Source organism: Brevundimonas sp. GW821-FHT10A07 (genome assembly GCF_059415785.1).
In genome coordinates this window covers 1-25914 of the sequence record NZ_JBWKNX010000007.1, presented here as the reverse complement: position 1 = coordinate 25914, position 25914 = coordinate 1, and the positions used below count along the sequence as shown (strand labels likewise).

At 69.3% G+C, this 25914-nt stretch carries 26 protein-coding genes; 12 read left to right on the top strand and 14 right to left on the bottom strand.

Annotated features, from left to right (window positions below):
* Positions 1 to 27: 27 nt before the first annotated feature.
* Complete coding sequence (gene bamJ, locus AC07NC_RS07285) at positions 28 to 558, bottom strand: BamJ family beta-barrel-assembly machinery protein (protein ID WP_494569089.1); 531 nt, start codon at positions 556 to 558, stop codon at positions 28 to 30.
* Positions 539 to 1741, bottom strand: a complete 1203-nt coding sequence (locus tag AC07NC_RS07280) for a threonine ammonia-lyase (protein WP_494569088.1) — start codon at positions 1739 to 1741, stop codon at positions 539 to 541. The genes bamJ and AC07NC_RS07280 overlap by 20 nt, the downstream gene beginning before the upstream one ends.
* A gap of 216 nt (positions 1742 to 1957) precedes the next feature.
* Here AC07NC_RS07280 and AC07NC_RS07275 point away from each other — a divergent pair, with 216 nt between their 5' ends.
* The 3 genes from AC07NC_RS07275 to AC07NC_RS07265 all read left to right on the top strand — a co-directional run bounded on the left by AC07NC_RS07275 (position 1958) and on the right by AC07NC_RS07265 (position 3417).
* Positions 1958 to 2479: a hypothetical protein gene (locus AC07NC_RS07275; RefSeq protein WP_372705606.1), complete on the top strand. Its 522-nt coding sequence runs from the start codon at positions 1958 to 1960 to the stop codon at positions 2477 to 2479.
* Positions 2480 to 2580: 101 nt separating this feature from the next.
* Positions 2581 to 3093: a BA14K family protein gene (locus AC07NC_RS07270; protein WP_494569087.1), complete on the top strand. Its 513-nt coding sequence runs from the start codon at positions 2581 to 2583 to the stop codon at positions 3091 to 3093.
* A gap of 129 nt (positions 3094 to 3222) precedes the next feature.
* On the top strand, positions 3223 to 3417 hold the full coding sequence (locus AC07NC_RS07265) for a hypothetical protein (RefSeq protein WP_035309794.1): 195 nt from the start codon (positions 3223 to 3225) through the stop codon (positions 3415 to 3417).
* A gap of 17 nt (positions 3418 to 3434) precedes the next feature.
* Here the strand turns inward: AC07NC_RS07265 and AC07NC_RS07260 are convergent, their stop codons facing one another.
* The 3 genes from AC07NC_RS07260 to rplU form a co-directional block, all read right to left on the bottom strand.
* Positions 3435 to 3968 (bottom strand): GNAT family N-acetyltransferase, encoded by a 534-nt coding sequence (locus tag AC07NC_RS07260; RefSeq protein WP_040349887.1) that lies wholly within the window; start codon positions 3966 to 3968, stop codon positions 3435 to 3437.
* A 167-nt stretch (positions 3969 to 4135) separates the two neighbouring features.
* Positions 4136 to 4423 (bottom strand): 50S ribosomal protein L27, encoded by a 288-nt coding sequence (gene rpmA, locus AC07NC_RS07255; RefSeq protein WP_035309791.1) that lies wholly within the window; start codon positions 4421 to 4423, stop codon positions 4136 to 4138.
* A 98-nt stretch (positions 4424 to 4521) separates the two neighbouring features.
* Positions 4522 to 5076, bottom strand: a complete 555-nt coding sequence (gene rplU, locus AC07NC_RS07250) for a 50S ribosomal protein L21 (protein WP_292150744.1) — start codon at positions 5074 to 5076, stop codon at positions 4522 to 4524.
* A gap of 208 nt (positions 5077 to 5284) precedes the next feature.
* Here rplU and AC07NC_RS07245 point away from each other — a divergent pair, with 208 nt between their 5' ends.
* Entirely contained in the window at positions 5285 to 6619 is a 1335-nt protein-coding gene (locus AC07NC_RS07245) for a class I SAM-dependent methyltransferase (protein WP_494569086.1), read from the top strand.
* A gap of 5 nt (positions 6620 to 6624) precedes the next feature.
* On the opposite strand, the gene AC07NC_RS07240 is transcribed toward AC07NC_RS07245, so the two are convergent.
* Positions 6625 to 7158: a phosphoribosyltransferase gene (locus AC07NC_RS07240; RefSeq protein WP_008263870.1), complete on the bottom strand. Its 534-nt coding sequence runs from the start codon at positions 7156 to 7158 to the stop codon at positions 6625 to 6627.
* Positions 7151 to 8173, bottom strand: a complete 1023-nt coding sequence (locus tag AC07NC_RS07235; RefSeq protein WP_494569085.1) for an MJ0042-type zinc finger domain-containing protein — start codon at positions 8171 to 8173, stop codon at positions 7151 to 7153. The genes AC07NC_RS07240 and AC07NC_RS07235 overlap by 8 nt, the downstream gene beginning before the upstream one ends.
* 72 nt (positions 8174 to 8245) lie before the next feature.
* Here AC07NC_RS07235 and AC07NC_RS07230 point away from each other — a divergent pair, with 72 nt between their 5' ends.
* From AC07NC_RS07230 to AC07NC_RS07210, 5 genes are read left to right on the top strand one after another with little or no spacing between them, the layout of a single operon-like run.
* Entirely contained in the window at positions 8246 to 8965 is a 720-nt protein-coding gene (locus AC07NC_RS07230) for a cell division ATP-binding protein FtsE (RefSeq protein ID WP_035309785.1), read from the top strand.
* Positions 8962 to 9858 (top strand): cell division protein FtsX, encoded by an 897-nt coding sequence (locus tag AC07NC_RS07225; protein WP_008258898.1) that lies wholly within the window; start codon positions 8962 to 8964, stop codon positions 9856 to 9858. The genes AC07NC_RS07230 and AC07NC_RS07225 overlap by 4 nt, the downstream gene beginning before the upstream one ends.
* Before the next feature lie 2 nt (positions 9859 to 9860).
* Positions 9861 to 10487: a YdcF family protein gene (locus tag AC07NC_RS07220; RefSeq protein WP_291753167.1), complete on the top strand. Its 627-nt coding sequence runs from the start codon at positions 9861 to 9863 to the stop codon at positions 10485 to 10487.
* Entirely contained in the window at positions 10488 to 11219 is a 732-nt protein-coding gene (locus AC07NC_RS07215; RefSeq protein ID WP_426026370.1) for a lysophospholipid acyltransferase family protein, read from the top strand.
* Positions 11220 to 11244: 25 nt separating this feature from the next.
* Positions 11245 to 12030, top strand: coding sequence for a MipA/OmpV family protein (locus AC07NC_RS07210; RefSeq protein WP_494569084.1), 786 nt, complete (start codon positions 11245 to 11247; stop codon positions 12028 to 12030).
* 18 nt (positions 12031 to 12048) lie between these two features.
* Here the strand turns inward: AC07NC_RS07210 and hisC are convergent, their stop codons facing one another.
* From hisC to AC07NC_RS07185, 5 genes are read right to left on the bottom strand one after another with little or no spacing between them, the layout of a single operon-like run.
* Positions 12049 to 13146, bottom strand: a complete 1098-nt coding sequence (hisC, locus tag AC07NC_RS07205; RefSeq protein ID WP_494569083.1) for a histidinol-phosphate transaminase — start codon at positions 13144 to 13146, stop codon at positions 12049 to 12051.
* Between the two features lie 32 nt (positions 13147 to 13178).
* Positions 13179 to 13865, bottom strand: coding sequence for a hypothetical protein (locus AC07NC_RS07200; RefSeq protein WP_492071785.1), 687 nt, complete (start codon positions 13863 to 13865; stop codon positions 13179 to 13181).
* Positions 13865 to 14917 carry a DUF2125 domain-containing protein gene (locus AC07NC_RS07195; protein WP_494569082.1) on the bottom strand — a complete coding sequence of 351 codons (1053 nt, stop codon included), beginning with the start codon at positions 14915 to 14917 and terminating at the stop codon, positions 13865 to 13867. Before AC07NC_RS07195 ends, AC07NC_RS07200 begins: the two co-directional genes overlap by 1 nt.
* Positions 14918 to 14973: 56 nt before the next feature.
* A complete protein-coding gene (gene ybaK, locus AC07NC_RS07190) occupies positions 14974 to 15447 on the bottom strand; it encodes a Cys-tRNA(Pro) deacylase (protein ID WP_494569081.1) in 474 nt (157 codons plus the stop codon).
* A 1-nt stretch (position 15448) separates the two neighbouring features.
* A complete protein-coding gene (locus tag AC07NC_RS07185) occupies positions 15449 to 18331 on the bottom strand; it encodes an ATP-dependent DNA helicase (RefSeq protein WP_494569080.1) in 2883 nt (960 codons plus the stop codon).
* A gap of 229 nt (positions 18332 to 18560) precedes the next feature.
* On the opposite strand from AC07NC_RS07185, the gene AC07NC_RS07180 reads away from it, so the two are divergent.
* From AC07NC_RS07180 to AC07NC_RS07170, 3 genes are all read left to right on the top strand, one after another.
* Positions 18561 to 21074, top strand: a complete 2514-nt coding sequence (locus AC07NC_RS07180; RefSeq protein ID WP_494569079.1) for a ligase-associated DNA damage response DEXH box helicase — start codon at positions 18561 to 18563, stop codon at positions 21072 to 21074.
* Complete coding sequence (gene pdeM, locus AC07NC_RS07175; RefSeq protein ID WP_008264137.1) at positions 21071 to 21823, top strand: ligase-associated DNA damage response endonuclease PdeM; 753 nt, start codon at positions 21071 to 21073, stop codon at positions 21821 to 21823. Before AC07NC_RS07180 ends, pdeM begins: the two co-directional genes overlap by 4 nt.
* 96 nt (positions 21824 to 21919) lie before the next feature.
* Positions 21920 to 23710, top strand: a complete 1791-nt coding sequence (locus tag AC07NC_RS07170) for a hypothetical protein (protein ID WP_494569078.1) — start codon at positions 21920 to 21922, stop codon at positions 23708 to 23710.
* An 84-nt stretch (positions 23711 to 23794) separates the two neighbouring features.
* Here the strand turns inward: AC07NC_RS07170 and AC07NC_RS07165 are convergent, their stop codons facing one another.
* Positions 23795 to 24871, bottom strand: a complete 1077-nt coding sequence (locus AC07NC_RS07165) for a protein-glutamate methylesterase/protein-glutamine glutaminase (protein WP_494569077.1) — start codon at positions 24869 to 24871, stop codon at positions 23795 to 23797.
* A 4-nt stretch (positions 24872 to 24875) separates the two neighbouring features.
* Positions 24876 to 25730: a CheR family methyltransferase gene (locus AC07NC_RS07160; RefSeq protein ID WP_008261775.1), complete on the bottom strand. Its 855-nt coding sequence runs from the start codon at positions 25728 to 25730 to the stop codon at positions 24876 to 24878.
* Positions 25731 to 25914: the final 184 nt, after the last annotated feature.

Sequence of the window (25914 nt, the reverse complement as noted above, 5' to 3'; positions counted from 1 at the left end):
CAAGCGGCCTCGCGCAGAAGACGGGGATCACCCCATCGCCGTCCCTGCGCCGGATCCGCCGCCCGGAACCTTGGCCACGTCCAGCAGTTTCAGCCGGAAGATCAGCACCGAGTTCGCCGGGATCTTGGGGCTGCTCTGTTCGCCGTAGCCCAGCGCCGGCGGCACGAACAGGATCCACTCGTCGCCGACGTGCATCTTCTGCAAGGCCTCGGTCCAGCCGGGCACCACGGTCTCGGGCGTGAACACCGCCGGCGCCCCGCGCGCGAACGAGCTGTCGAACACGGTGTCGTCGACCAGCTTGCCCTCGTAATCGACCTTGACCAGGTCGTTGCGGTCCGGGCTGACGCCGCCCGCCGGACCCGACTGGACGACCTTGTACTGCAGCCCGCTGGCCAGGGTCTGGACGTCCTCCACCTTGGCGTTCTTCTCCATGAAGGCGGCGGCTTCCGCCTTGCCCGCGTTCGGATCGACCGGCGCAGACCGGCCGCAGCCCGCCAGCATCAGAACGGCCCCCAAGAGATTGGCGAGCAGCGCCGCCCTACCCCATCCGAAGTTCATAGCCGCGTTCCTTCAAGGCCTCGCCGATCTCGTCGGCGTGGGCGCTATCGCGCGTTTCGACCATGATGTCGAACTCGGCGCCCTTGGCCGGCACGTCCAGGGCCAGGCGGTTGTGGACCACGTCGATGATATTACCGCCCAGGCCCCCGATCACCGCCGCCATGGCCGACAACATGCCCGGCCGGTCGTCGCCCAGGATCCGGTAAACCAGCAACCTCCGTTCACGGACCATCTCGCGATTCAGCACCACGGCCAGCATCCGCGCATCGATATTGCCGCCGCACAGCTCCAGCCCGACCTTCATCCCCTTGAACCGCTCGGGATAGGCCAGCAGCGCCGCCAGACCGCCGGCGCCCGCCCCCTCCGCCACCGTCTTCTCATAGGTGACGTAAGAGGCCACCGCCCGTTCGAAGCCCGCCTCCTCGCAGACGAAGACCTCGTCCACCAAGGGGTTCGCCAGGGCGAAGGGGATGTCGCCGACCGCCTTGATGGCGATGCCCTCGGCGATGGTCTGGCCGGTGCAGACCGGCGGCTTGCCGGCTCGCCGGGCCGTGAAGGACGGATAGCGCGCCGCCTCGACCCCGAACACCTTGATGTCCGGCTTCATCGCCTTGGCCGCGATGGCGCAGCCGGCGATCAGCCCGCCCCCGCCGATGGGGATCAGCAGGGCCTCCAGATCCGGCGCGTCCTCCAGGAACTCGATGGCGCAGACCCCCTGGCCCGCCACGATCCCCTCGTCGTCGAAGGCCGAGACGAAGACATAACCCTTCTCCGCCTCCAGCCGTTTGGCCGCCTCGGTCGATCCGGTGAAGTCCAGCCCCTCGATCACCACGGTCGCCCCGTGGGACCGGGTGCCGTTGATCTTGGCGAAGGGGGTCCCCTCCGGCATCACGATGGTCACCGGCACCCCCAGCCGTCCGCCATGATAGGCCAGGGCCTGGGCGTGGTTCCCGGCGCTGGCCGCCACCACCCCGCGCTTGCGCTCTTCCGGCGTCAGCATCAGCAGCCGGTTCAACGCCCCGCGCTCCTTGAAGCTGCCGGTGAAGTGCAGATTGTCGAACTTCACCCAGACCTCGGCCCCGGTCAGCTGCGACAGCTTGCGGGAATGGCGGGTGGGGGTGCGGTCCACCTGACCGGCGATTCGGCCCTGAGCAGCCTGGATATCGGCGAAGGTGACGGTCATGATCGGATTCCACTCTGCCGCCGGGCGATCGCCCGACGAATTTTCTCGCGCTTCTTTCGCGCTTTGTCGGTTCCCGGTCTAGAGGGCGCAACCTTGACCGTGGCAGTCGCGTTGTCGCTCGTGCGATAGATGGACCGTCGCACCCTCGCGACCGGTCCACGATCATTTCCGGCCCCGCCTCCCCCCAGGGCGGTCCGGATTTCCGGAGGAAGCCCCATGTCGATCCGCCCCCTCGCCCCCGCCGCCCTGGTCCTGGGTCTCGCCGTCGGCGCCCTGTCGGCCTGCGCCCCCACCACCTTCCCGACCGGCGCCCCCGTCGGCGGCCCCGCCGCCTTCAACACCGCGGACTTCGCCTGGTCGGAACGTCCGGGCCAGGCCGCCATCGAGGGCCGCGTCACCTATACTCAGGACGGCAAGGCCTACGCCTGCGTCGCCTCGGCCGGCCTGACGCCCGACACCCCCTATACCCGCGCCCGCTTCCGCACCCTGTACGGCTCGACCGAGCGGGCCGCCGTGCCCGCCGCCGTGGTCCGCGCCCGCACCGTGCCGGACGCCAACGCCAACTACAGCGGCTTCGTCCGGGACACGCGCTGCGAAAACGGCCGTTTCCGGTTCAGCGGCCTGCCCGACGGCGGCTGGTTCCTGATCGTCCCGGTCCGGACAGGCGACGAAGCCCCCCTGGTGCTGATGCGCCGCGTTGACACCCGGGGCGGCCGCGTCGTCAATGTCGCCCTGTAACACCGGCCTGTAGCACCGGCCTGTAAGTCGTCGTTCGATACAGTAGGCGTCATCCAAGCGTTCCCATCCGCCCGGCCCCGACGGCCGTACTGGGATTGACCATGAAACTCGCTCTAGTCGCCGCCGTCGCCGCGGCCCTGTCCACCGCCCCGGCTGTGGCTCAGACTTGGTACGACGCCCCGCCCCGCTATGATCATCCCCGTGACGGGGCGTATCAGGGGCGGGACGCCTATCGTTCCTATGGACGCAACCAGACCTATGGTTCCGGCGCTCGCTACGACTTCAACGGCCAGGCCGACCGGCCCGGCGACTATCGCTGCGACGCCTATTGGGACGCCGCCCGCACCGACTGCGGCGCCGCCTGGCGCGACCAGCGGCCGGCCCAGACGCGGCGCTATCGCTCTACCGGCTATGGCTACAGCTATTCCAGCGGCCCCGGCGTCTATCCCGGCGCCTATGGCCGGCCGGACCTGGTCTATCCCGGCGGGGGCTCGGCCTATGGCCATGATCGAGACGCCCGCCGGGTGGATTGGTGCCGCAGCGCCTACCGCTCCTACGACCCAGCCAGCGGCTATTATCGCACCTATGACGGCCGGCTCGTCTTCTGCGGCTGACCGAGGTCGCGACGCCTCTAAAGCGTCTGCGCCTCACGAAGATGCGACCCCGGTAACGCGGATCGCCATCTTCTGACCACTCCGACCCCGGACAGATCCCTGCTCAAGAGACAGTCGGGGAGCGCCTTCTTGTCCCAGCACAACATCATCGGGTCCGAGGCCTTTACCCGAGGCCCCATGATCCTGATCCGCAAATACCGCGCGGGCGGCGCACGGCGCCGTCGGGCCCGCACAGCCACGGCCTTCGTCGCCGGGGCCGTAGCCATGCTGGTCGCCGGCCTGGTCGGCGCCGCCGCCGTCTTCGGCCCCAGCCTGGCGGGCTGATTGGGGCTAGGGCTGGCTCAGGCCAGCCACACCATCATCCGCGTCTCGATCTCGGCGCGCCGCGCCCGGCTCCAGGCCCGGCGGGTCTCGCCCGTGTAGAGAAAGCCGGACTTCTCCAGCACCCGGCCCGAGGCGGGATTGTCGGCGAAATGCCCGGCCACCAGGGCGCGTCGCCGCCACTTGCGACTGGCCCAGACCAGGGCGGCGTCCAGGGCTTCGGTGGCGAAGCCCCGCCCCCAGTAGTCGCGCCCGATCCAGTATCCCGCCTCCGGAACCCGATCCTCGCCCTCGAACAGGCCGATGACCCCGACCGGCCCGGCCGCCTCATGTTCAATGACGAAGGTGTTGGCCCGCGCAGGATCCTGCGACGCGACCTGAAGCACGAAGTCGTCGGCGTCCTCGACCCGGAACGGATGCGGCATCCGCTTGGTCATGCGCGCGATGTCCAGATCATTGGCAAGGGCGGCGATGCGCGGCGCGTCCTGGGGCGCGGGCGCGCGCAGCACCAGACGCCGCGTCTCGACGATGGGGGAGGTTTCGATGACGCACATGACAGTCGCCTCTTCGTAAGGACCGCCACCTTGGAGGGCTCGGGCGGGCTACGAGGCGGGGAAACGCAAACGGGGAGCCTGGTGATCCAGACTCCCCGCGGAATATCTTCCCTGGTCCGGATCGGCTGCTTTCAGGAGCAACGCGATCCGGAGTGTTCCAGACTGCGTTACTCGGCCGCCATAGCCTGGGCGGCGTCGTCATTGGCCGCGAGGACCGACACATAGCATCGGCCGCCGGCTTTCTTGGTGAATTTCACCGCGCCGTGGGTCAGGGCGAACAGGGTGTGGTCACGGCCCATGCCGATGTTCTCACCCGGGTGGAAGGTGGTGCCGCGTTGGCGCACGATGATGTTGCCGGCCAGCACGCGCTCGCCGCCGAACTTCTTCACGCCGAGGCGCTTCGACTCGGAGTCGCGACCGTTACGCGACGAACCACCGGATTTCTTGTGAGCCATCTTGCCGCTCCGTCTCTTCTTGGTGCGCTACCGGCCTTTCGGCCTACTTGAGCGCGTCCGTGATACCGTTTGGCGCGGTGAAGCGCCGGTGAAATGTCTTAGGCTTCGTCGCCGGCGGCTTCAGCCTTGGGCGCGGCCTTCTTCTTGGCCGGGGCCTTCTTGGCGGGAGCCGAGCTCTCGACCACGACGCCCTTGACCTCGGCGCCGTCCACGTCGGTCACGACCGTCTCGATCGAACCCAGCGCGGAGGTCGCGCCGCGGGTGGCCAGGTTGCGGGCCCGCAGGTTGATCTCGGCCTTGGTCGTCAGATCGACCTTGCCGTCCCACTTGGCGGTCTCGCCGGCGCCTTCGATGCCGGTGATGCGCAGGACCGATTCCATCTGGCGGTGGCCGTTGGTGCGGCGATAGCCCTGACGACGGGTCTTCTTGAAGATCTTGATCTTCTCACCCTTGCGGGTTTCGACCAGGGTCGCGCCGACGAAGGCGCCGTCGATCAGGGGAGCGCCCAGGGTCACGCCCTTGTCGCCGCCCAGCATCAGGACGCTGTCGAACTTCAGCTCCGAGCCGGCGTCGCCATCGAGCTTTTCGACGACAATCGTATCGCCCGGTTGGACCCGGTACTGCTTGCCGCCGGTCTTGATCACCGCGTACATGTTGAAGCCTCAGCGCAAACGCAAAAATGAATACGCCCTCCGGAGAGACCCCCGGGGGCGAAGAGCGGCGACATATACGGAAGGGCGTCTCGGAGTCAACGCTGCACACGGCGGAAATTCAAGCGGCGCAGCATTTCACCCCGTCATCTAGCGCCGCTCGATCAATCCGGTAAGGTCGCGGCCTGCACGAAATTGAGGACAAGATCACATGACCACCGTCGCTACAGGCGGCCAGGATTCGCGCACGGCCGCCGCACGTCGGATCGTTGCGCATATCGCGGGACATCTACAGGCCGACCTGTCGCTGCAGCTTTGGACCGGCGAAATCCTTCCGCTGGGTCCTGACGCCAGGGACGACATCCGCATCGTGCTGTCCGACCCCTCCGCCGTACGCCGGCTGATGCTGAAACCCGGCCTGATGACCCTGTTCGAGCTCTACGCTACCGGCGACGTGCGCATCGAGGGCGGATCGCCCCTGGAAGCCGCCGATCGGTGGGACCATGGCCGCGCCGTCCACCTGCCGCGCCGGGTCAACAAGGGGCTGATCGCGCGCGCGTTGATCCCCTTCCTGTTGGCGGGCCGCGCGCGCTCCGTCGGCGACGCCGCCTATGACCCCACCGGCGAGGCCGGCCAGCGTCAGGACAAGTCCGCCCGCACGGACAAGGACTTCATCGCCTTCCACTATGATGTCGGCAACGACTTCTACGGCCTCTTCCTGGACCCGGAGATGGTCTACTCCAGCGCCTGTTACGCCGACGCGGACCAGTCGCTGGAGGACGCCCAGACCCGCAAGCTGGACCTCATCTGCAGGAAGCTCCGTCTCAAGCCCGGCCAAACCCTGCTCGACATCGGCTGCGGCTGGGGCGGTCTGTCGTGCTGGGCGGCCCGGCACTATGGCGCCAAGGTCCACGGCGTGACCCTGTCCGAGGAACAGCTCGCCTTCGCCAACGCCAAGATCGCCCGCCTCGGCCTGCAGGACCGGATCACCCTGGAGCTCAAGGATTATCGCGACCTGGAGATGACCGGACGGTTCGACGCCATCAGCCAGGTGGAGATGTTCGAACACGTCGGCTTCGCCAACCACGACCGTCACTTCCTGGAGATGCATCGCCTGCTGAAGCCGGGAGGCCTGTATTTCCACCAGGCCTCCGTCCGCCGCGGCGGCCGCGATATCGGCAACATCACCCCCCAGACGACCGCAACGCGCACGATCGGCCGCTTCATCTTCCCGGGCGGAGAGCTGGACACCATCGGCATGACCGTAACCAACCTCGGCCGCCTGGGTTTCGAGGTGCTGGACGTCGAGAACCTGCGCGAACATTTCCAGGCCACCACCGCCGAATGGTCCCGCCGCCTGATGGCCCGCAGGGACGAGGCCATAGCCATGGTTGGAGAGGAACGCACCCGCCTGTGGCTGATATTCTTCGCCATGTGCGCCAAGGGCTTCGAACGCGGCTCCATCCTCGTCTACCAGACCATGGCCCAGAAGCGACGCGCCGGTAAGTCGGGCTTGCCGCTGGATCGCGCCTCTCTCTATCGCTGAGATCTCTAATCCAGCGCGCAGATGTCCGGAAGGCCACGCAATCCGCCGGCGTTGTCCAGTCCGTAGCCCACCAAGAAACGGTCCGGGGCCTCCCAGCCGACGAAGTCCGGCTCGGGGGCGCGCGGCGCGGGCCAGGGCTTGCGGGCGAAGACGCAGGTCAGGACCTCTGAGGCCCCGGCCTCGCGCGCGATCCGTCCCGCCTCGGCCAGGGACAGGCCGGTGTCGAACACATCGTCCAGGATCAGCACGCGCCGCCCGGCGATGGGCCGCTGGAACGGGGCGTAGACGTCGATCTTGCCCCGGCTGGTCTTGTCGTCGCCGTAAGAGGCCAGCCACAGGGCGTCGAACCGGACATTACGGCCCAGTCGCGACAGGGCGCGGGTCAGGTCGGCGGCGAACCACAGACCGCCGGTCAGCAGAACGGCGGCGACCGTGTCGTCGTCGATGACGGGGGCGATGCGCGCGGCCAGGTCCGCCACGACGCGGGCGATGTCGGCCTCGGCCAGCAGGACGGTCGGCTTGGGGGAGGGATCAGCCATGCGAGGCGGATACCGCCTCGCCGTGCCCGTTGTCCACCACGCGAATGGGTCGGGCCTCGATCGGCGCCTGGGCGTTGCGCGCGGCGACGCCCGGCGCGACCGCCGATCTCAGGCCGTTGGAGGCGGGCGCAAGCTCAGCATGAGCGTTCGCCGGCGCATGACCGCCGCCCGTTTCGGCGGGCGCGTGATCGGGCTCGTGAGCAGGGGCAGCATGAGGAGCCGCCTGAGGCGCAGCATGATCTTCGCCGTGATCCGCCGCCGGCGCCGCTTCGGCGGGCGCGGCGTGAGCAGCGGCCGGCTTGGCGTGAGGCGCGTCGGGCGTCACGAAATTGACCCCGATGTCGGCCGCATGACCGCCGGGATCGGGGATCAGGACGGCGAAGCCCTGGACCTTGCCGGGCAGGACGGGGGCGGCGTCGATGGCGACGATCCTGAACCCGACCTCTGCGCCATGTTCGTCCAGCAGGGCGACCCGGACGGGCGGGGCCACGATCTCGGCGTCGCGCACATTGCGCAGCGCGCCGGACACCAGAACCATGCCGGGATGATTGGGAACCTCCTTGGCCGTCATCGCCTCGAAGTCCAGGCCGACCGGGTTCACCGGCGTCCCGACTGCGGCATAGGCGGCGGCGGCGCGCGGGAAGGCCTCGACCACCTCGACCCGGAACAGGAAGGCCGAGACGATCAGGCCGACAAAGGCGCTGGCCAGGCCCGCCCACACCACGCCATGGGTGGCGGCGCGGCGCAGGCGGCGCTGCTGTTCGGCGCGGGCGCGGAAGGCCTTGGGCAGTTCCGGCGCCGGGGTCTCGGCCAGGCTGGCGGGCTCAGAGGCCGCGTCCGGCTCGGGCGTGGAGATGACGCGCGGTTCGGGCGCGACGCTCAGTTCCAGCGGTTCGTCGCTGGTCGCGCGCCAGACTTCGCCGCACGATTTGCAGCGCACCTTGCGCCCGTTCGCGCCCACGGCGTCGTCGGGAATGAAATAGCTGGTGGCGCAGGCGGGGCAGGTCAGTATCATGTGGCTGACTGCGAGGCTGTCGCCCCCTCCTGTAAGGCGCGATTTCGCGCCCTGTCCCTGAAACAAATCTCAATGCCGTCCTCGCCACCCAGCGCCGTCGATTCCGCCCCTGTGACCGAGACCGTCCGCCTGTCGGGCGTGGGTTTCGGCTATGCGGACGCGCCCGACGTGCTGCGAGACGTTAACCTCATTCTGACGCGAGGCTCTTTCCACTTCCTTACCGGGCCGTCCGGCGCCGGAAAGTCTTCGCTTCTGCGGCTTCTGACCCTGGTGGATCGGCCGACCACGGGGACCATTCGCCTGTTCGGCGCCGATGTGTCCGACATCGACCGGCGCGACATCCCGGCCTTTCGCCGCCGCATGGGGGTGGTGTTCCAGGATTTCCGCCTGCTGGACCACCTGTCCGCCTTCGACAACGCCGCCCTGCCCCTGCGGCTGGCGGGCGGGCACGAAGCCGACTACGCCGCCGATGTGGAGGAAATGCTGAAATGGGTCGGCCTGGGCCGCCGGATGGACGCCCGCCCCCCGGCCCTGTCCGGGGGCGAGAAACAGCGGCTGGCCATCGCCCGCGCCGTCATCACCCGCCCCGGCCTGATCGTCGCCGACGAGCCGACCGGCAGCGTGGACGCCGTCATGGCCGAGAAGCTGCTGCGCCTGTTCCAGTCGCTGAACCGGCTGGGCGCCACCGTCCTGATCGCCAGCCATGACCAGGCCCTGGCCGAGCGCTCGGGCGCCCAGGTCCTGCGGCTCGACCAGGGCCGGCTGACCGAAGCCGCCCGAGCCGCCGCATGATCCGCCTGTCCGACTTCCGGCTTTCACGGGGACGTCCCGGCCTGCTGCCCCCGGCGGCCGCCGGCGAGCCCTGGCTGATGACCGTCATCGCCGTCCTGTGCTTCCTGGCCTGTCTGGCCGCCGTCGCCGCCTCGGCCGCCGACCGCGCCGCCCACGGCTGGGCGCGTCAGCTCGGGTCCGAGGCGACGGTGCAGGTCCGCCCCCGCGTCGGCGAGACCGGCGACACCGCCGCCGCCCGCGCCGCCGAGACCCTGTCCGGCGTCGCCGGGGTCGAGGAGGCGGCGGCCCTGGACCGCAAGGCGGCCGAGGATCTGCTGCGGCCCTGGCTGGGCGACGCCGTCCTGCCCGACCTGCCCCTGCCCCATCTGGTCACGGTGCGGCTGAACCCGAACGCCCCCGCCAGCGCGGTCAGCCTCAGCCGCGCCCTGGCCGAGGCCGGGCTGGACGCCACGGTCGACGACCACAGCCTTTGGCGCGGCGAGGTCGAACGTTCGGCCGCCCTGATCACCGCCCTGGCCGGCGCCGCCTTCCTGGCCACGGCCTTCGCCGCCGCCGCCGCCATCGCCTACGCCACCCGCGCCGGCCTGGCCGCCGGGCGCGGGGTGATCGAGACCCTGAGCCTGAACGGCGCGACCGACGGCCGCATCGCCTGGCTGTTTCAGCGCCGCTTCGCCCTGATCGCAGCCGGGGCCGGGGCCATTGGGGCGGGACTGGCGGGGCTGCTCCTGGCCTTCCTGCGGTTCCTGGGCGGATCGGACGGTCTGACCCAGGCCCTGCCCGTGACCTGGGGCGACCTGCTGCTGCTCTCGCCATGTCCGCTGCTGGCGGCTACGGTGGCGCTTGTCGCGGCCAGATTCGCCGCCATGCAGGTTCTGGGTTCAGGTCGGGGGTAGGGATGAGACTGCTCGTCGTCATCGGCATTGTCGCCCTGATCTGGCTGGTCGGCCTGTTCGCCTTCGCCCATCGGGTGCGCGAACTGACGCCCGCCGAAGATCCCGCCCCGGCCGACGCCATCGTGGCCTTGACCGGCCCCTCGGCCGAACGGGTCAACGCCGCCATCCGCCTGCTGGAGCAGGGCAAGGGCCAGCGCGTGCTGATCTCGGGCGTCAATCGCGAGGTCCGCCGTCGCGAGCTGCGTGAGCTGACGCCGGGCTCCAGCCGTCTGTTCAACTGCTGCGTCGATCTGGGCTTCGAGGCCGAGGACACCGTCGGCAACGCCCAGGAAATCGCGGCCTGGGCCCGGTCCAAGGGCTATGACGACCTGATCGTCGTCACCTCCGACTATCATATGCCGCGCTCGCTGGTGGAGATCCGGGGCCAGCTGCCGGGCGTGAAGCTGACCCCCTACGCCGTCTCGACCCCGTCGCTGGACAACCGGCACTGGTGGCGCGCGACGGTGACGGCGCGGCGCATGACGCTGGAATATATGAAATATCTCGCCGCCCTGGGCCGCGAGGGGATTCGCCGCCTCAGCCGCGTCGCCCCCGCGTCCGAACCCTCCGCCGAAAAGGCCCCTGCCTAAGTGAACATCCTGCGTTCCCTGCTCTTCACCGCCTGGCTCTATCTGTCGATGCCGATCGTCGCCGTCGGCCTGTCGCCCATCCTGCTTGCGCCGCACCGTTATGTGCAGGGCGTCTGCAAATTGTGGGCGAAGATCGTCCTGTTCGGCCTGCGCTGGATCGCGGGGGTCAAGGTCGAGGTGCGGGGGCTGGAGCACGCCCCGTCGGGCGCCGCCCTGATCGCGTCGAAACACCAGGGGATGCTGGACATCGTCGCCCTGCTGGCCGTCCTGCCCGACGCCTGTTTCGTGATGAAGAAGGAGCTGATGCCCCTGCCCTTCTTCGGCTGGTTCGCCTGGAAGGCCAAGATGATCGCTGTGGACCGCGCCGGCCACGCCAAGGCGCTGAAGGACATGACCCGCCAGGCGCGCGAACGCCTGTCCGAAGGCCGCCAGATCGTCATCTTCCCCGAGGGCACGCGCAATGATCCCGGCGTGCCCGGCGATTACAAGCCCGGCGTCGCCGCCATCTATCGCGATCTGGAAGGCCCCTGCTGGCCGGTCGCCACCAACTCCGGCGTCCACTGGCCGGCCCATGGATTCCGCCGCTATCCGGGCAAGGTGGTGTTCGAATTCCTCGAGCCGATCCCCGCCGGCCTGAAGCGCGGGGCGATGATGGCGTTGCTGGAAAGTCGCATAGAGACGGCATCTGCGGCCCTGCTGGAGCCAAAGGCCCAGCTCGAACGTATGGACTGACCTATTCCGTACGAGAAAGCTCCAAATGTCCTTGCGCACCCTGGCCCTGACAGCCGCCGCCGCAACCGCCTTCGCCGGCTCAGCCCTTGCCCAGTCCCAGCCCTATGAGCAGATGCGCCCCGCGCCCGACGGCTGGACCGTCGATCTCGGCGTCGGCGCCCTCTACAGCAAGGACAGCGGCGGCGACACGGGCTCCGAGACCCGGGTCGTGCCCTGGGTCTCCGCCAATTACCGCGACGTCGTCTATCTGGGCGCCATCGACGGTCTGGGCTGGAACGCGATCAAGACCGACGACTTCCGCGCCGGCCTGCAACTGCGTCCGCGCTTCTCGCCCGAAGACATCGAGGGTCTGGACCTGGATCGTCCCGACTTCGGCGCCGACGTGGCCGCCTACGCCTTCAAACGCCTGCCCGGCAATATCGTGGTCGGCGGCCGGGTCAGCCGCGACGTGACGAACGTCAGCGAAGGCACGGAATACTACGCCTCGGTCGGCCACCAGCGCGTGACGCCGATCGGTCTGATGAATGTCTCGGTCTATGCGCGCGGCGGCGACGCCAAGCTGGCCGACGCCTATTACGGCGTCAGCGCCGCCGAGGCCGCCCGCAACGGCATCGACGCCTATTCGCCGGGCAGCGGCCTGCAAGGCGCCGGCGCCAGCCTGTTCCTGCTGGTCCCGATCAACGACAAATGGGGCGCCGGCGCCCTGGTCAACTATGAACGACGCCTGGGCGACGTGGCCGACAGCCCCCTGTCCCAGGAAGACGACACCCTCCGCACGGGCGTCTTCTTCGCCCGTCGCTTCGGCGGCTGAGGGAAAGGCGGCGACCGATCAGGTCGCCGCGAACTCGCTGAGCGCGTCGATCACGGCGCGGTTCTGGTCTTCCGTGCCGATGGTGATGCGCAGGGCCTGGGGCAGACCATAGCCGCCGACCGGCCGCACGATGATGCCCCGTGTGTTCAGATACTCATTGGCGGCGGCGGCCCGTTCAGCCCCGTCGAACACGACCAGCACGAAGTTTCCGGCGCTGGGCAGGACCTCAAGGCCGAAGCCGCGCAGGGCCTGGGTCAGGCGCGGCTTCCAGTTCGACACCAGCTCACGCGAGGCCGTCTGGTGCGCCTCGTCGAACAGAGCGGCGGTCGCCGCCTCCAGCCCCGGCACGGAGACGTTGAACGGAAGGCGGATGCGGTCGATGGCTTCGGCCACCTTCAGCGGCGCATAGCCGAAGCCGATGCGCAAACCGCCGAGGCCGTGGATCTTGGAGAAGGTGCGGGTCACGACGATGTTTTCCGCCGCCTTGGCCAGGGGGAAGGCGGTCTCCCAGTCGGCCTCGGTCACATATTCGGCATAGGCTTCATCGACCACCAGGATCACATGAGCCGGCAGGGCGGCGTGCAGGCGGCGGATATCCTCGCCCGTGTTGTAGCTGCCGGTCGGGTTCGAAGGGTTGGAGACATAGACGATCTTGGTCCGGTCATCGACCTGGGCCAGCAGGGCGTCGACCTCGGCCTTGAAGTTCGGCTCCGGCGCCAGCTTGACCTGGGCCTCGCAGCCCAGGGCGCTGATCCGATAGGCCAGGAAGCCGTACTGGCCGCAGACGATATTGTCGCCCGCCGTCAGATAGGTCTGGTTCAGCAAGGCGAAGACCTCGTCCGAGCCATTGCCGAAGATCAGCCGCTCGGGCTCCAGCCCATGCTTTTCCGCCACGGCGTCGCGCAGCTTGGTCGCCCGGCCGTCCGGGTAGATGTGGATCGACTTGATCGCGGCCTCATAGGCGGCGCGCGCCTTTTCCCCGGCCCCCAGCATGTTCTCATTGGAAGACAGCTTCATCGGCTCGGCGACGCCGGCGATGGACGACTTGCCGCCGACATAGGGGGCGATGTCGAGGATGCCGGGCTTTGCCTGGGGTCCTTGGGGCGCGTCGGTCATGGGAAGCCTTGAACTCGGAAGATGAGGGGAAGTCAGAAGACGGGCGCGGCGCCGATGACGCCGGTCAGGCGGCCGGGGGCCGCGCTCAGCCGTCCGTCCTCGGCCTGCACATAGCCTGCCAATAGGAACAGCTTCAAGCCGCCCGCCGCCGCCAGGGGTTCGGCGGCCAGTCCGGCCTCGCCCAGGGCCTCGACGATCCTGGCGTCGGACAAGCCGCTGTCAGTGACCCAGAAGCTGCGGTCGTCGCCCGTCGGGCCCGAGACGGCCTTCGACACAAGGACCGCCTGGGGCCGGGCGCCGCGGTCGTCCGGCAGGGCGGCGACGATCCTCAGGTCCGGCCGGGCCAGCAGGCGCCCCCACCAGGGCCGATCGGACGACAGGTCGATCAGGGCGCGCCCGCCGCCCTCGACCGCCTTCAGCGCCGCGTCGGCCGACAGGGGCCGGACGCCCAGGCCGTAGCGGTCCGCCGCCAGGATCTGGGCCATGCCGCCGCTCGCCGTCAGCGCCGGCCCGGCCGCCGCCTCGATCCGTCCCCAGACCGCCTTGAGCGCGGCGGCTTCAGCCGGACCGGCGTCCGCCAGCAGGCCGCGCAGGACGATGACCGAGGCGTCGAACCGGTCCGCCATCCCGGCGGCGACACGGGCGCGCACCGCCGCCGCCACCGCCTGGTCCAACCCCAGCAGGTCCTCGTCCGGCGAAGCCGCTTCCAGCAGCCCCATCAGAACAGCTTGGGCGCCGGGGCCAGGGGGAAGGGTCCCAGCCAGGTCCGACCGTCGCGGAACACCAGGGTCAGGGCCACATCCTCACGCCCCGCCGCATCCGCCGCCCCCGCAGCAGCGGCGGCTCCAGCCGCCCCGACCCGGTTCACCGCCCCCTGGCGCGACTCCAACAGGCCCGACAGGGCCGGCAAGGGTTTTTGCGATTGCAGGGCCACCTGGCCGACCAGGCGCCCGTTCGCATCGGCCCGCAGCACGTCGCTGCTCAGAGTGGCGCGACTGTCGCCGGCCTGCAGATCGCCGCGCAGATTGCGGAAGGTCCCGCCGCCCTGGGTCCATTGGGAAAACACCCCCGCCGCATCCCCGACCTTCAGCAGGTCGGCCCGGCCGACGGTGGCCTCCAGTTGGGTGGTCAGTTGGCCGTCCTGGGCGAAGCCCTCGACCGGTCCGTCGCGGCGTCCCTGGCCGTCCACCAGCCGCAACATCACGTCGATGGCGTCGCTCGGGGCGGTCGAGCCTGCCAGATGGGGCCGCGAATAGAATTCGATCCGTGCGGCCCGGGCGATGGGGAAGGGCTCGCCGTCGGGATGGACGGTGAAGATCGGATTGACCAGTTCCAGCGCCAGATTGGGCCAGCGCTGGTCGATGCCGCTGGCGCTCATGCGGATGGCGTCGCCATTGATGGCGACCTTGCCCTTGCCGGCCCGGGTCAGGACCAGACCTTCGGGCGCGACCACGACCCATTTGGTCGGCTGATAGGCGTTGGCCTCGGCGTTCAGCTCCGGCGCGGATATGGCGTGACCGGACGGGGCGGCGATCGTCACATGGGTCAGTTTCACATTGGCGCGGAAGGGCCAGCCGACGATCCGCTTGTCGGCGTAGCGCACGTCCCAGCCCTGTTGGCGCAGGGCGGCCGACTGGGCCTCCAGCCCGGCGTCGATCTGGCGCGTCAGATAGAACCACCAGCCGGTCCAGGCGGCCAGGGCGATCAGCACGATGATGAAGGGGGCGTAGAGGCCCGCACGGCTGGGTCGCTGGGTCGGTGCGTCGGTCATTCAAACTCCGGGGTCGAGACGGCTATAGCCCAAGGAAGGACGACCGCCCAAGGCGTTCAGGCCGTGATGTCGACCAGCCGGGCCCCCGCCGCCCGGGCCGCCGCTTCGGGCGCGACCCCCAGCAACAGCCCGCGCTGGCCGCCGTTGATCAGGATCTGATCAAACAGAACGGCCGTATCGTCCATCACCGTCGGTACGGTCTTGCGCTGCCCAAAGGGACTGACGCCGCCGACCTTGTAGCCGGTCAACCGTTCCGCATCGGCGGGCTTCATCATCTGCGCCGACTTGCCGCCGATGGCCGCCGCCAGCTTCTTCATGCTGACCTCGCAGTCGGACGGCGCGATGACGCAGGCCGGCGCGCCGTCGACCAGGGTCATCAGGGTCTTGAACACCTGTTCCGGGGCTTTTCCTACAGCCTGGGCCGCCTGAAGCCCCACGCGCGGCGCCTCGGGGTCATAGTCATAGGCGAACAGTTCGAAGGCGACCCCGGCCTTGGTCAGGGCGACGGTCGCGGGCGTGGTCTTCGACATTTCAGGTCATCTCGGGGTTCAGGAAACCGCGGGTCAGCGCCACGGCGTCGGCCAGGCCCATGCGCTGGACCTCCGTGCCCGGCGGCAGGCTGGCGAACAGGCGGGTGGGAGTGGCCGCGTCCAGCATCACGAAGACCCCCTTGTCGTCGCCGCGCCGGATCAGCCGCCCGAAGGCCTGGGCGATCCTGGCGCGGGCCAGGGCGTCGTCATAGCCCCTCCCTTGCGAGAACTGGCCGCCCAGCCGTTCGCGCCGCGCCTTGTGCAGCAGATCCGGGCGGGGCCAGGGCACGCGGTCGAAGGCCAAAACCCGCAGCGACCGCCCCGGCACATCCACCCCGTCGCGCACGGCGTCCGTGCCCAGGAGGCACGAGTTCTCCTCGACCCGGAACATGTCGACCAGGGCCCCGACCTCCAGCGGATCGACGTGCTGGGCGTACAGGGGCACGCCGGCCTTCGCCAGATCCGGGCCGAGCCGTTCATAGACCGCCTTCAACCGCCGGATGGCGGTGAACAGGCCCAGCCCTCCGCCCCCGGCGGCCAGGAAAAGTTCGCGCATCGCCGCCGCCGTCTGGCGCGGATCGTCCTTGACCAGGTCGTTGACGACGATGACCCGGCTGTTGGACGCATAGTCGAAGGGGCTCTCGACCTTCAGGGTGCGCGGCGGCTCGATCAGCCGGGCCGAGCCGGTGCGCAGACGCGCGAGGTCGAACGGGTCTTCCTGCAAGGGGTCGGACAGGGTGGCCGAGGTCACCAGCACCCCGTGCGCCGGCACGATCACGGCGGCTTCCAGCGGCACGGTCGGATCGATCCAGTGGCGGCGCAGGGCCACGTCATGGATGCGCCCGAACGCGGTCTCGGCCGACAGCCAGTCGACGAAGTCCGGATCCGGCTGATCGGTGCCGTCCTCCAGCGCCGCCAACATGGAGCGCCAGCCGGGCAGGGTCATGCGCGCACGCCGGTCCAGGCCGCGCAACGCTCCTTCGATCCGCGACCGCTGCGACCCGTCCAGCTCCGCCGCCTCGTCGTCGAGGATGTCCTCCAGATGCCGCGACAGGGCCAGCAGCGGCGCCTCGAGCGCGGCCAGGGCCTGGGCCGCCGCGCGGGCGGTCTCGGCCACGGGATCGGTCACCGGCTTCAACGCGCACTCCATGCCGAACTCCGGACCACCCCCGAATCCGCCATTGCCGCCGGCCTCGGCCGTGCGCGCCCGCAGTTGGTCCAGCGCGGCGGCCAGAAAGGCCTCGATCGGCCCGATCGGGTTGACCTCGCCCGAGGCCGGGGCGACGCGGCCCGACACGCCTTCGCCCGGCAAGGCGGCCGAGGCGCGGATGGCGTCCTGCAAGGCCTTCAGCGCCGCCTCGTTGTCGCCGACCATGTCGCCCAGCCGCTGCTCCAGCCCGCGCCCGCGCCGACCTCGCCCCTCAGGACCGCGGATCCAGCGGCGCAGCTCGGCCGCCTCCTGGCCCGACAGACAGGCGGAAAAGGCGCTGTCGGCGGCGTCGAACAGGTGGTGGCCCTCGTCAAAGACGATGCGTTTCAGGGCGGCCGTCTCGCCGTCCTGCTTCTGGCCCCGGGCCGAGCGCGCGCCGTCGAAAGCGGCCTGGGTCAGGACCAGGGCGTGGTTGGCGATGACCAGGTCCGCGCGGCGGCTGGCGCGGATGGTCTTTTCGACGAAACAACTGCGATAGTGGGGACAGGCGGCGTGAACGCATTCGCCACGCCGGTCCACCAGATTGGCCGCCCCCGCCGTATGGGCCGCGGGCATGGCGAACAGGCCCGGCAGCCAGCCGGGAAAGTCGCCCCCCGTCATGTCCCCGTCGCGCGTATGCACCGCCCAGCGCCCCGCCAGCGCCAGGCCGACTAGGTCGCCGTTCCCCAGCTGGGCCGCCTGGACCATGTCCTGCAGGTTCAGGACGCAGAGATAGTTCTCGCGCCCCTTGCGGATCACCGCCTTCTTCTTGCGCTCTTCCGGATCGGGCCACAGGGCATGGCTCTCGCGGTCGATCTGGCGTTGCAGGGCTCGGGTGTAGGTCGAGATCCACGCCGCCCCCTGGTTCCGTTCGGCCCACAGGGAGGCCGGCGCCAGATAGCCCAGGGTCTTGCCCGTGCCGGTCCCGGCCTCGGCCAGGAGCACGCGCGGCCTCCCCTCCTCATTCCGCGGCGAAAAGGCGAAGGCGGCTTCGGCCGCATAGTCCGACTGGGTTGGCCGGGTCTCGTCCAGCCCCGAGGCCTGCAACAATTTCTCCAGCCGGATACGGGCGGACTCGGAATCGACCGGGGCCGACCCCGCCTCGCCGCGCGGGGCCTCGTCCTCCCATTCCGTCAGCCGGCTCCAGACGTCGAGGCCCGAACCGCGATGCTGACGCGCGCGCACCCCGCCGTCCTTCAGCGCCTGCACCACCCGGTCGCCCCAGGCCCAGCCGGCGCGCTGCATCGTCAGAGCCAGCACATAGGCGGCCTCGCGCTCGAGATAGGCGGGCGCCGCCAGTTCGCCCAGCAGCAGACCCGCCGCCTCGCGCAGCGCGCCCGCCTGATCCTCGGCCGACCGAGGCTCCGCCAGGCCCAGCGACAGGGCCAGGCCCGTCGGCGACGGGGCGCAGAACCGCGCCGGCCGGACGAAGGCGTACAGCTCCAGCACATCCATCAGATCCGCTGATCGCGGCGGTGGCGTCAGCCCCAGCCGCCGCGCCGTCAACGAGGCGTGGGCCACCATCACCGGCCCGCCGGTGAAGAAGCCCTCAGCCGCCCCCCGCCCGATCTTGCGCGCTCCCGCGTCGTCGCATACCGCGCCTGCGCCTGGCGGGGTCGCCAGCGCAGGCGGGAGAGGCTGCTGAGGCGCGAAGGCGCTCAGGCCGGTTTCAACAAGGACGGATTCGTCGGACACGCGCGATAGATAGCGGGCCTGAGATAGAAACGGAACGAGAACATCTAGCGATTGAGGCTCTTGCGCGCTAATTGTCGGCCATGGCCGCTAAGACAAAACTCCTGACCATTAACGGCCTGCTGGCTGTGACCCTGCTGGCGGCGATGGTCGTCGGCGTAGCTGGATTAGCCGCCTGGCCCAAGATCAGGGGATTTGTCGCCCAGGATTCTTGTCTTGATGCAGGCGGCGTATGGAACGGCCACGCCTGCGTAGGCGCTCGGCTGGGGTGACGTCCCTTCCCCCTCTCTTCGCCGACTGGTTCGCGGGGCGCGGCTGGTCGCCCAGGCGGCATCAGCTGGAGATGGTGGCGGCGGGCCAGGCGGGTCGGCACGCCCTGCTGGTGGCGCCGACCGGCGGGGGCAAGACCCTGGCCGGCTTCCTGCCCAGCCTGATCGACCTGGCCGAACGGGGGCCCCGGCCGCAACACGGGCCGGGCTCGGGCGTGCATACCCTGTATCTGTCGCCGCTGAAGGCCCTGACCACCGACGTCGAACGCAATCTGACGACCCCGATCCGCGAGATCGGGCTGAACATCCACGTCGAGACCCGCACCGGCGACACCAAACAATCCAAACGCCAGCGTCAGCGCGACTTCCCGCCCGACATCCTGCTGACCACGCCAGAGCAGTTGGCCCTGTTCTGCGCCTGGGATGGCGCCCGGTCCTATTTCGCCGACCTGAAATGCGTCGTTCTGGACGAGGTCCACGCCATCTGGAGCGGCAAGCGCGGCGATCTGCTGTCGCTGGGACTGGGGCGGTTACAACAGTTTGCGCCGGGCATGCGGCGGGTCGGGCTGAGCGCGACGATCGAAGATCCGAATCTGATCCGGGGGTGGCTGAGCCCCACCCCCGCCGTCGAGGATGTGGCTCTGGTCCGCGGCGACCCCGGCGCCCCGGCCGTGATCGACGTGCTGATCTCCGAGGGCAAGGTCCCCTGGGCGGGCCACACCGGCCGCCACGCCATCCCGGAAGTCTACGCCGCTATCCAGCGCGCGGGCCTGGCGTTGATCTTCGTCAACACCCGCTGGCAGTCGGAGTTCGTCTTCCAGCAGTTGTGGGCGATCAACGACGACAATCTGCCCATCGGCCTGCACCACGGCTCCCTGGCGGCCGAACAGAGGCGCAAGATCGAGGCGGCGATGGCGCGCGGCGACCTCAGGGCCGTGGTCTGCACCTCGACCCTCGACCTCGGCATCGACTGGGGCGACGTCGATCTGGTCATCCAGATGGCGGCGCCCAAGGGCTCCAGCCGTCTGGTCCAGCGGATCGGCCGCGCCAACCACCGTCTGGACGAACCGTCGCGCGCCCTTCTGGTGCCCGCCAGCCGGTTCGAGATGCTGGAATGCCAGGCGGCCCGCGAAGCGGTGGCCGACAACGCCTTCGACTGGGAGCCGATCCATATCGGCACGCTGGATGCGCTGGCCCAGCACGTCATGGGCGTCGCCTGTTCCGAAGCCTTCGACATGCAGGCCCTGTATGACGAAATCACCGGCTGCGGCCCCTATCGCGACCTGGCGTGGGAGCAGTTCGAGGAGGTGGTCGATTTCGTCGCCACCGGCGGATACGCGCTGCGCACCTATGATCGGTTCGCCCGTATCGTCCGCACCCCGGACGGCCGCTGGAAGGCCCGCACCAAGGATATCGCCCAGCGCCACCGGATGAATGTCGGCGCCATCGTCTCGGCCGGAACCCTGAACGTGCGCGTGGCGGGCCGTCGCGGCGGCGCCTCGCGCCAACTGGTTGCGGGTCGCAAGGTGGGCGAGGCCGAGGAATGGTATTTCGAACAGCTGACGCCCGGCGACACCTTCCTGTTCGCGGGCCAGGTCTGGGCGTTTCAGGGCATTGTCGGGACCGACGCCCTGGTCACCCACGCCAATGACAAGGAACCGAAGATCCCCTCCTGGGGCGGGTCCAAATTCCCGCTGTCCACCTCCCTGGCCGACCGGGTGCGCACCATGGTCCAGGACCCGGATCACTGGCGCGTCCTGCCGCCCGACGTGCAGGAATGGCTGGAACTCCAGGCCGAGCGCTCGGCCATTCCCGACGCCGAATCCATGCTGGTCGAGACCTTCCCGCGCGGCAGTCGGCATTTCCTGGTCGCCTATCCGTTCGAGGGCAATCTGGCCCACACAACGCTTTGCATGCTGTTGACGCGACGGCTGGACCGGCTGGGCGTCGGGCCGCTGGGCTTCGTCGTCACCGACTATTCTCTGGCCATCTGGTCGATCAAGCCCATGGACCAGATCGACCTGGACGCCCTGTTCCAGTCCGACATGCTGGGCGACGACCTGGAGGCCTGGCTGGAGGAAAGCTTCATGATGAAGCGGTCCTTCCGCAATTGCGCCCTGATCTCGGGCCTGATCGAGCGCCGCCAGCCGGGCGCCGAGAAGACCGGGCGTCAGGTCACCTTCTCCACCGACCTGATCTACGACGTGCTGCGCCGCCACCAGCCCGACCATCTGCTGCTGAAGACCGCCCGCGCCGACGCCGCCTCGGGCCTGCTGGACGTGGCGCGGCTGGGCCAGATGTTGGCGCGGATCGAGGGCCGGATCCGGCATCAGGCCCTGACCCGTCCCTCGCCCTTCTGCGTGCCGGTTCTGGTCCAGATCGGGCGCGAGCGGGTCGGCGGCGACGCGGCCGAAATGATCCTGGATGAGAGCGCCGAACATCTGATCGCCGAAGTCATGGACGAGGACGCGCCATGAACGCCGCCCTGCGCCAGACCCTGTCCCCCGCGCGCAAGCCCTGCGGTTCGTTGCGCGTTCAGATCGCGGGCGAGACCTGCGTGCTGCGCTGTTCGGGCGCCCTGTGGCTCCCGGCCCATCGCGCCCTGATCGCCGCTGACCTGCACCTGGAGAAGGGTTCGGCCTTCGCCGCGCGCGGCCAGATGCTGCCGCCCTACGACAGCCGCGCCACCCTGGACCGGCTGGAGACCGAGATCGCCGACCTCGACCCCGGCCTTGTCGTGTTGTTGGGCGACAGCTTCCATGACGCCCGGGCCATCGGACGGATGGCGGATGAGGACCGGGCGCGGCTGGACCGGTTGGCGGGCGGCCGAAACTGGCTGTGGCTGGAAGGCAATCATGACCACAAGGCCCTGGCCGACGACGCCCGGACCGAGGCGTCCCTGCCCGGCCGGGTCGTGGGCGACATGGCCCTGGGCGCCCTGCGCCTGACCCACGAGCCGGAGCCCCGAACGCCGGCGGACGACCGCCAGGGCGAGGTCGCCGGCCACCTGCACCCCGCCGCCCGCGTCGTCGCCTACGGCCGCGGCGTGCGTCGTCCCTGTTTCGTCACCGACGGATCACGCCTGATCCTGCCCGCTTTTGGCGCCTTCACCGGCGGGCTGGACGTGCGCGACCCCGTCATCGCCGGCCTGTTTGCCACAGAGCCCCTGACGGCCGTCCTGGGCCGCGACAAGGTTCACGCCATCGCCTGGGATCGCCTGCCCTGATCTCTTCCGCCCAGCGCAGAAATTCGAGTCGGCGTTTACGGTCGGTTTTCCTGTGCCGCGTAACCTGGGTTCATGACTCTCAGAATGAGACCCAGCATGCAGGCGCAAGCGCAGCATTTCGATCCCGCAGCGACCGCCGACGCCGTCGTCGATTCAGGCGTTGATTCCGCCCCCCCCTTCTTCGCGCCCGTCGTCGCTTCTGACGTCACGGATCAGCTCGAGGCGGCGCGCGCCCTGGTCGAGAGCCGTTTTTCCGACGCGGGCGAACGCCTGGCCGGATCGCTCGAAATGGTCGGCCGGCTGATCGAGGCGCTCGACCGGCTGGGCCTGACGCTGAACGTCGAATCCGTTTCGCACACCAGCAACGAGTTGCTGTCGACGGCGGAAAGCCTGAACGCCCTGCCCCTTACGCAGAAACGGCGGGTGGCGGATCTGGATCAGTTGAAGACCGCCGGCGCCCTGCTGGAGGCCGATATAGACGTGATGCGCACCACGCTGCGCTATCTGCGCGCCTTCGCCCTGAACGTGAAGATCACGGCCGGCGCGACCATCCGGGCCGCAGACGAGTTCGCCGGCTTCGCCGAGCGGATGTGTGAACAGTTGGACTTCGGCGTGTCGCAACTGGATCAACTGGCCGAGGAGCTTACGCGGCTCGCACGCCAACTGGACGGCGCCCTGACCTTCGAAGAGGGGCTGGGCGGCAAGTACAAGGAGCTGATTCCGGCGGTGCCGGACAAGCTGGCGCTCGACGCCGAGACGCTCCGCGTGAACCACGCCCGCATCGCCGAGGTCGCCGCCTCGGTCGCCGCCATCGCGCGCGACATCCAGATGAAGGTCGGCAAGGCCCTGATGGCCCTGCAGATCGGGGACATCACCCGCCAGCGGATCGAACACGTCCAGCTGGGCATCCAGGTCGCGGCCCGCACGGTTCGCGAGGCGGACCTGTCGCCCGAGGCGCGCGACCGGGCCGAACGCCGCCTGCTGCACATGGTCGCCGACCAGATGGCGGACATCGCCACCGATTTCGAGGCCGAAGCGGCCAAGGTCGTCCACAGCCTGTCCGGCATGGCCCAGGACACCAAACAGATCATGGTCATTCACGGCCTGTCCGACGGCGGGGGCGACCTGCGCGACCTCGAGATCAGTCTGGGTCGGGCCGGTCTGTTGATTGATGACGTCACAGCGGCCATGACCAACGCCCAGCGCATCAGCGGCGAGACCGTCTCGGCGGTCGAGGCCCTGGCCCGACGGGTGGACGCCATCCAGAAGGTCAAACGCGACATCCAGCAGATGGCGATCAACAGCAGCCTGCGCTGCAATCGTCTGGGGGAAATCGGCAAGCCCCTGAGCGTCATCGCCATCGAGCTGAGCAGCCACGCCAGCCATCTGGAAGACGCCGCCGACCAGACCCTGGGTTCCCTGACCGCCCTGGCCGGCCTGGCCAACGGGATGGAGACCACCCAATCCGGCGACGCGCACGTGGACGCCGGACGGCTGAACGGGGTGCAGAGCCAGTTGCGCCGCGCCGCCGACGTGGTCGAGAACGATCTGGTCGGTCTGGGCGCCCATGGCGAGGCCACGGCCCGGTCGCTGGCCCTGGCCGCCGACCAGCTGGGCCTGAAGGAAGACCTGGGCGACGCCCTGCACACCGCCGCCATCGCCCTGGCCGAGGCCGCCGGACCGGTGGTCGAGGACCTGACCGATATCGCCGGAGTGGTGGACGCCGCCATGACCGAAATCGGGCGCTGCTACACCATGGCGCGCGAGCGGACGGTCCACGCGGCCCATGCGGTCTTTACCGAGACCGACAAGACCGACGAGGCGACGACGGAAACAGCCGGTGAAACGGCCGCCGCCGAGGATGAGTTCGACGACCTTCTGTTCTGATCCGGGGGGCGGTCGGGCGCGATAGGCGCAGGCCTGCCCCGTCCGTCTGCCTGTCTGTCTGTCCGCGGGGCCGCGGGGCCGCAGTCAGCGAGAGCGGTCGACGTTCATGATCTCGCGCGCGATATGCTCCAGCGCCATGACCTTCTGGGCGGCGCCGCGGGCGATGGCTTCCTTGGGCATGCCGAAGACGATCGAGGTCGCCTCGTCCTGCGCCACGGTGACGGCCCCGGCCTCCTTGAGCTCCAGCAGGCCGCGTGCGCCGTCATCGCCCATGCCGGTCATGATCACGCCCATGGCGTTGCGTCCGGCCGCCCGAGCGGCGGAGCGGAACAGGACGTCGACGGAGGGGCGGTGGCGCGACACGGGCGGCCCGTCCTTGATCGCCACCTGATAGCGGGCGCCGTGGCGTTCAAGCAGCATGTGCTTGTCGCCCGGTGCGATCAGGACGTGGCCGCGCAGGACCGGATCGCCGTTCTGGGCCTCCTTGACCTCGACCTCGCACAGGCTGTTGAGCCGTTTGGCGAAGGCGGCGGTGAAGCCCGCCGGCATGTGCTGGACGATGACGATGCCGGGCGCATTGGCCGGCAGCGCCTGCAACACCTCGCGCAGCGCCTCGGTCCCGCCTGTCGAGGCGCCCAGACAGGCCACCATCTCCGTCGTGCGCGCCATGGCGGCCCCGGTCGGGGGCGGCAGCATGGCGTCAGCCGTCAGCTTGGTTCCGGGATCCAGCGTTCGCGTCGTCGTTCGCCTTGCGCCCAGCCGGGCGCGCGCCGCAGCCTTGACCACATCGCGGATGCGATCCGCGCTCTCGGCCAGATGGTCCGCCGCCCCGATGCGCGGCTTCAGTATGATGTCGACCGCGCCGGCCTCCAGCGCCTGCATCAGGGTCTCGGATCCGGCCTCGGTCAGGGACGAGCACATGACCACCGGGATCGGCCGCTGGGCCATCAGCTTGCGCAGGAAGGTGATGCCGTCCATGCGCGGCATCTCGACGTCCAGGGTGATGACGTCGGGCACGTCCTCGGCGATGCGACGCGCGGCGACGAAGGGGTCGGAGGCCACGCCCATGACCTCGATGCCGGGGTCGGCGGACAGGACGTCGACCAGAGTCTGGCGCACACTGGCCGAGTCGTCGATGACCAGAACGCGGACCTTGGGCATGGGATCAGGTCTTTCGGAAAATGGTGTTGGCGACAGTCACCAGAGGCAGTTCGATGCCGGTGATGCTCTCGGAATGGCCGATAAACAGATAGCCGCCGCGCTTCAGCCGGTCGCACAGCCGTTTCAGAACCTTGGCCTGGGTCTGTTTATCGAAATAGATCATAACGTTACGACACATGATCATATCGAATGGATCGCCGACCGAATAGGTCTCATCCATCAGATTGACCCGCGCCAGCGACAGTTTCGCCCGCAGCGACGGATGGATGCGGCCCTCGCGCCGTCCGCTGTCGCGTGCGGTCATGACCCAGCGCCGCATTTCGGCGGGGACCGGGGTCAGCATCTCGTTCGGATAGACGCCGCGCAGCGCGGTTTCAAGCACATCGGTGGACAGGTCCGTGCCCAGGATCTGATAGTCTGGGCCGCCCTGTTCATCGGCGAATTTCTGCATGACCATGGCCATGGTGTAGGGCTCGGCGCCCATCGAACAGGCGGCGCTCCAGGCCCGGATCCGCCGCATCCCGGCCGCCTTGAACTCGGGCAGCACGTGGGACGTCATATAGTCGAAATGGCGGGGTTCGCGGAAGAAGTCGGTCTTGTTCGTCGTCACCGCGTCGATCAGGAAGACGGACTCGGCCTCTAGCCCGTCCTCCTTGAACAGATAGTCGCAATAGTCGTCGAAGGTCGCATAGCCCGTGCTGCGCAGACGGCGGCGCAGCCGCCCCTCCAGCATGGTCCGCTTGGACGACGGCATCTTGATGCCGCTGTAGTCGTAGATATAGGCCGCCATCCGCTCGAAATTGCGGGCGCTGATCTGATCGACGGGAGGCGAGGACTGTTCCAGCGCGGCGTGGGACAAGGCGATGCTCTTTCTGAGAAACCGGCTGCGACCGTCAGGCCGCTCGATCGATGTTGGGGAAGGACGCCAGAGAGACGGTGTCGGTGCTGGACAGCAGTCGGGGCAGATCGATCAGGACGACGAAGCCGTCCTCGCGCCGCACCACGCCCGAGATATAGTCCGAGCGCCACTTGATCCCGATGTC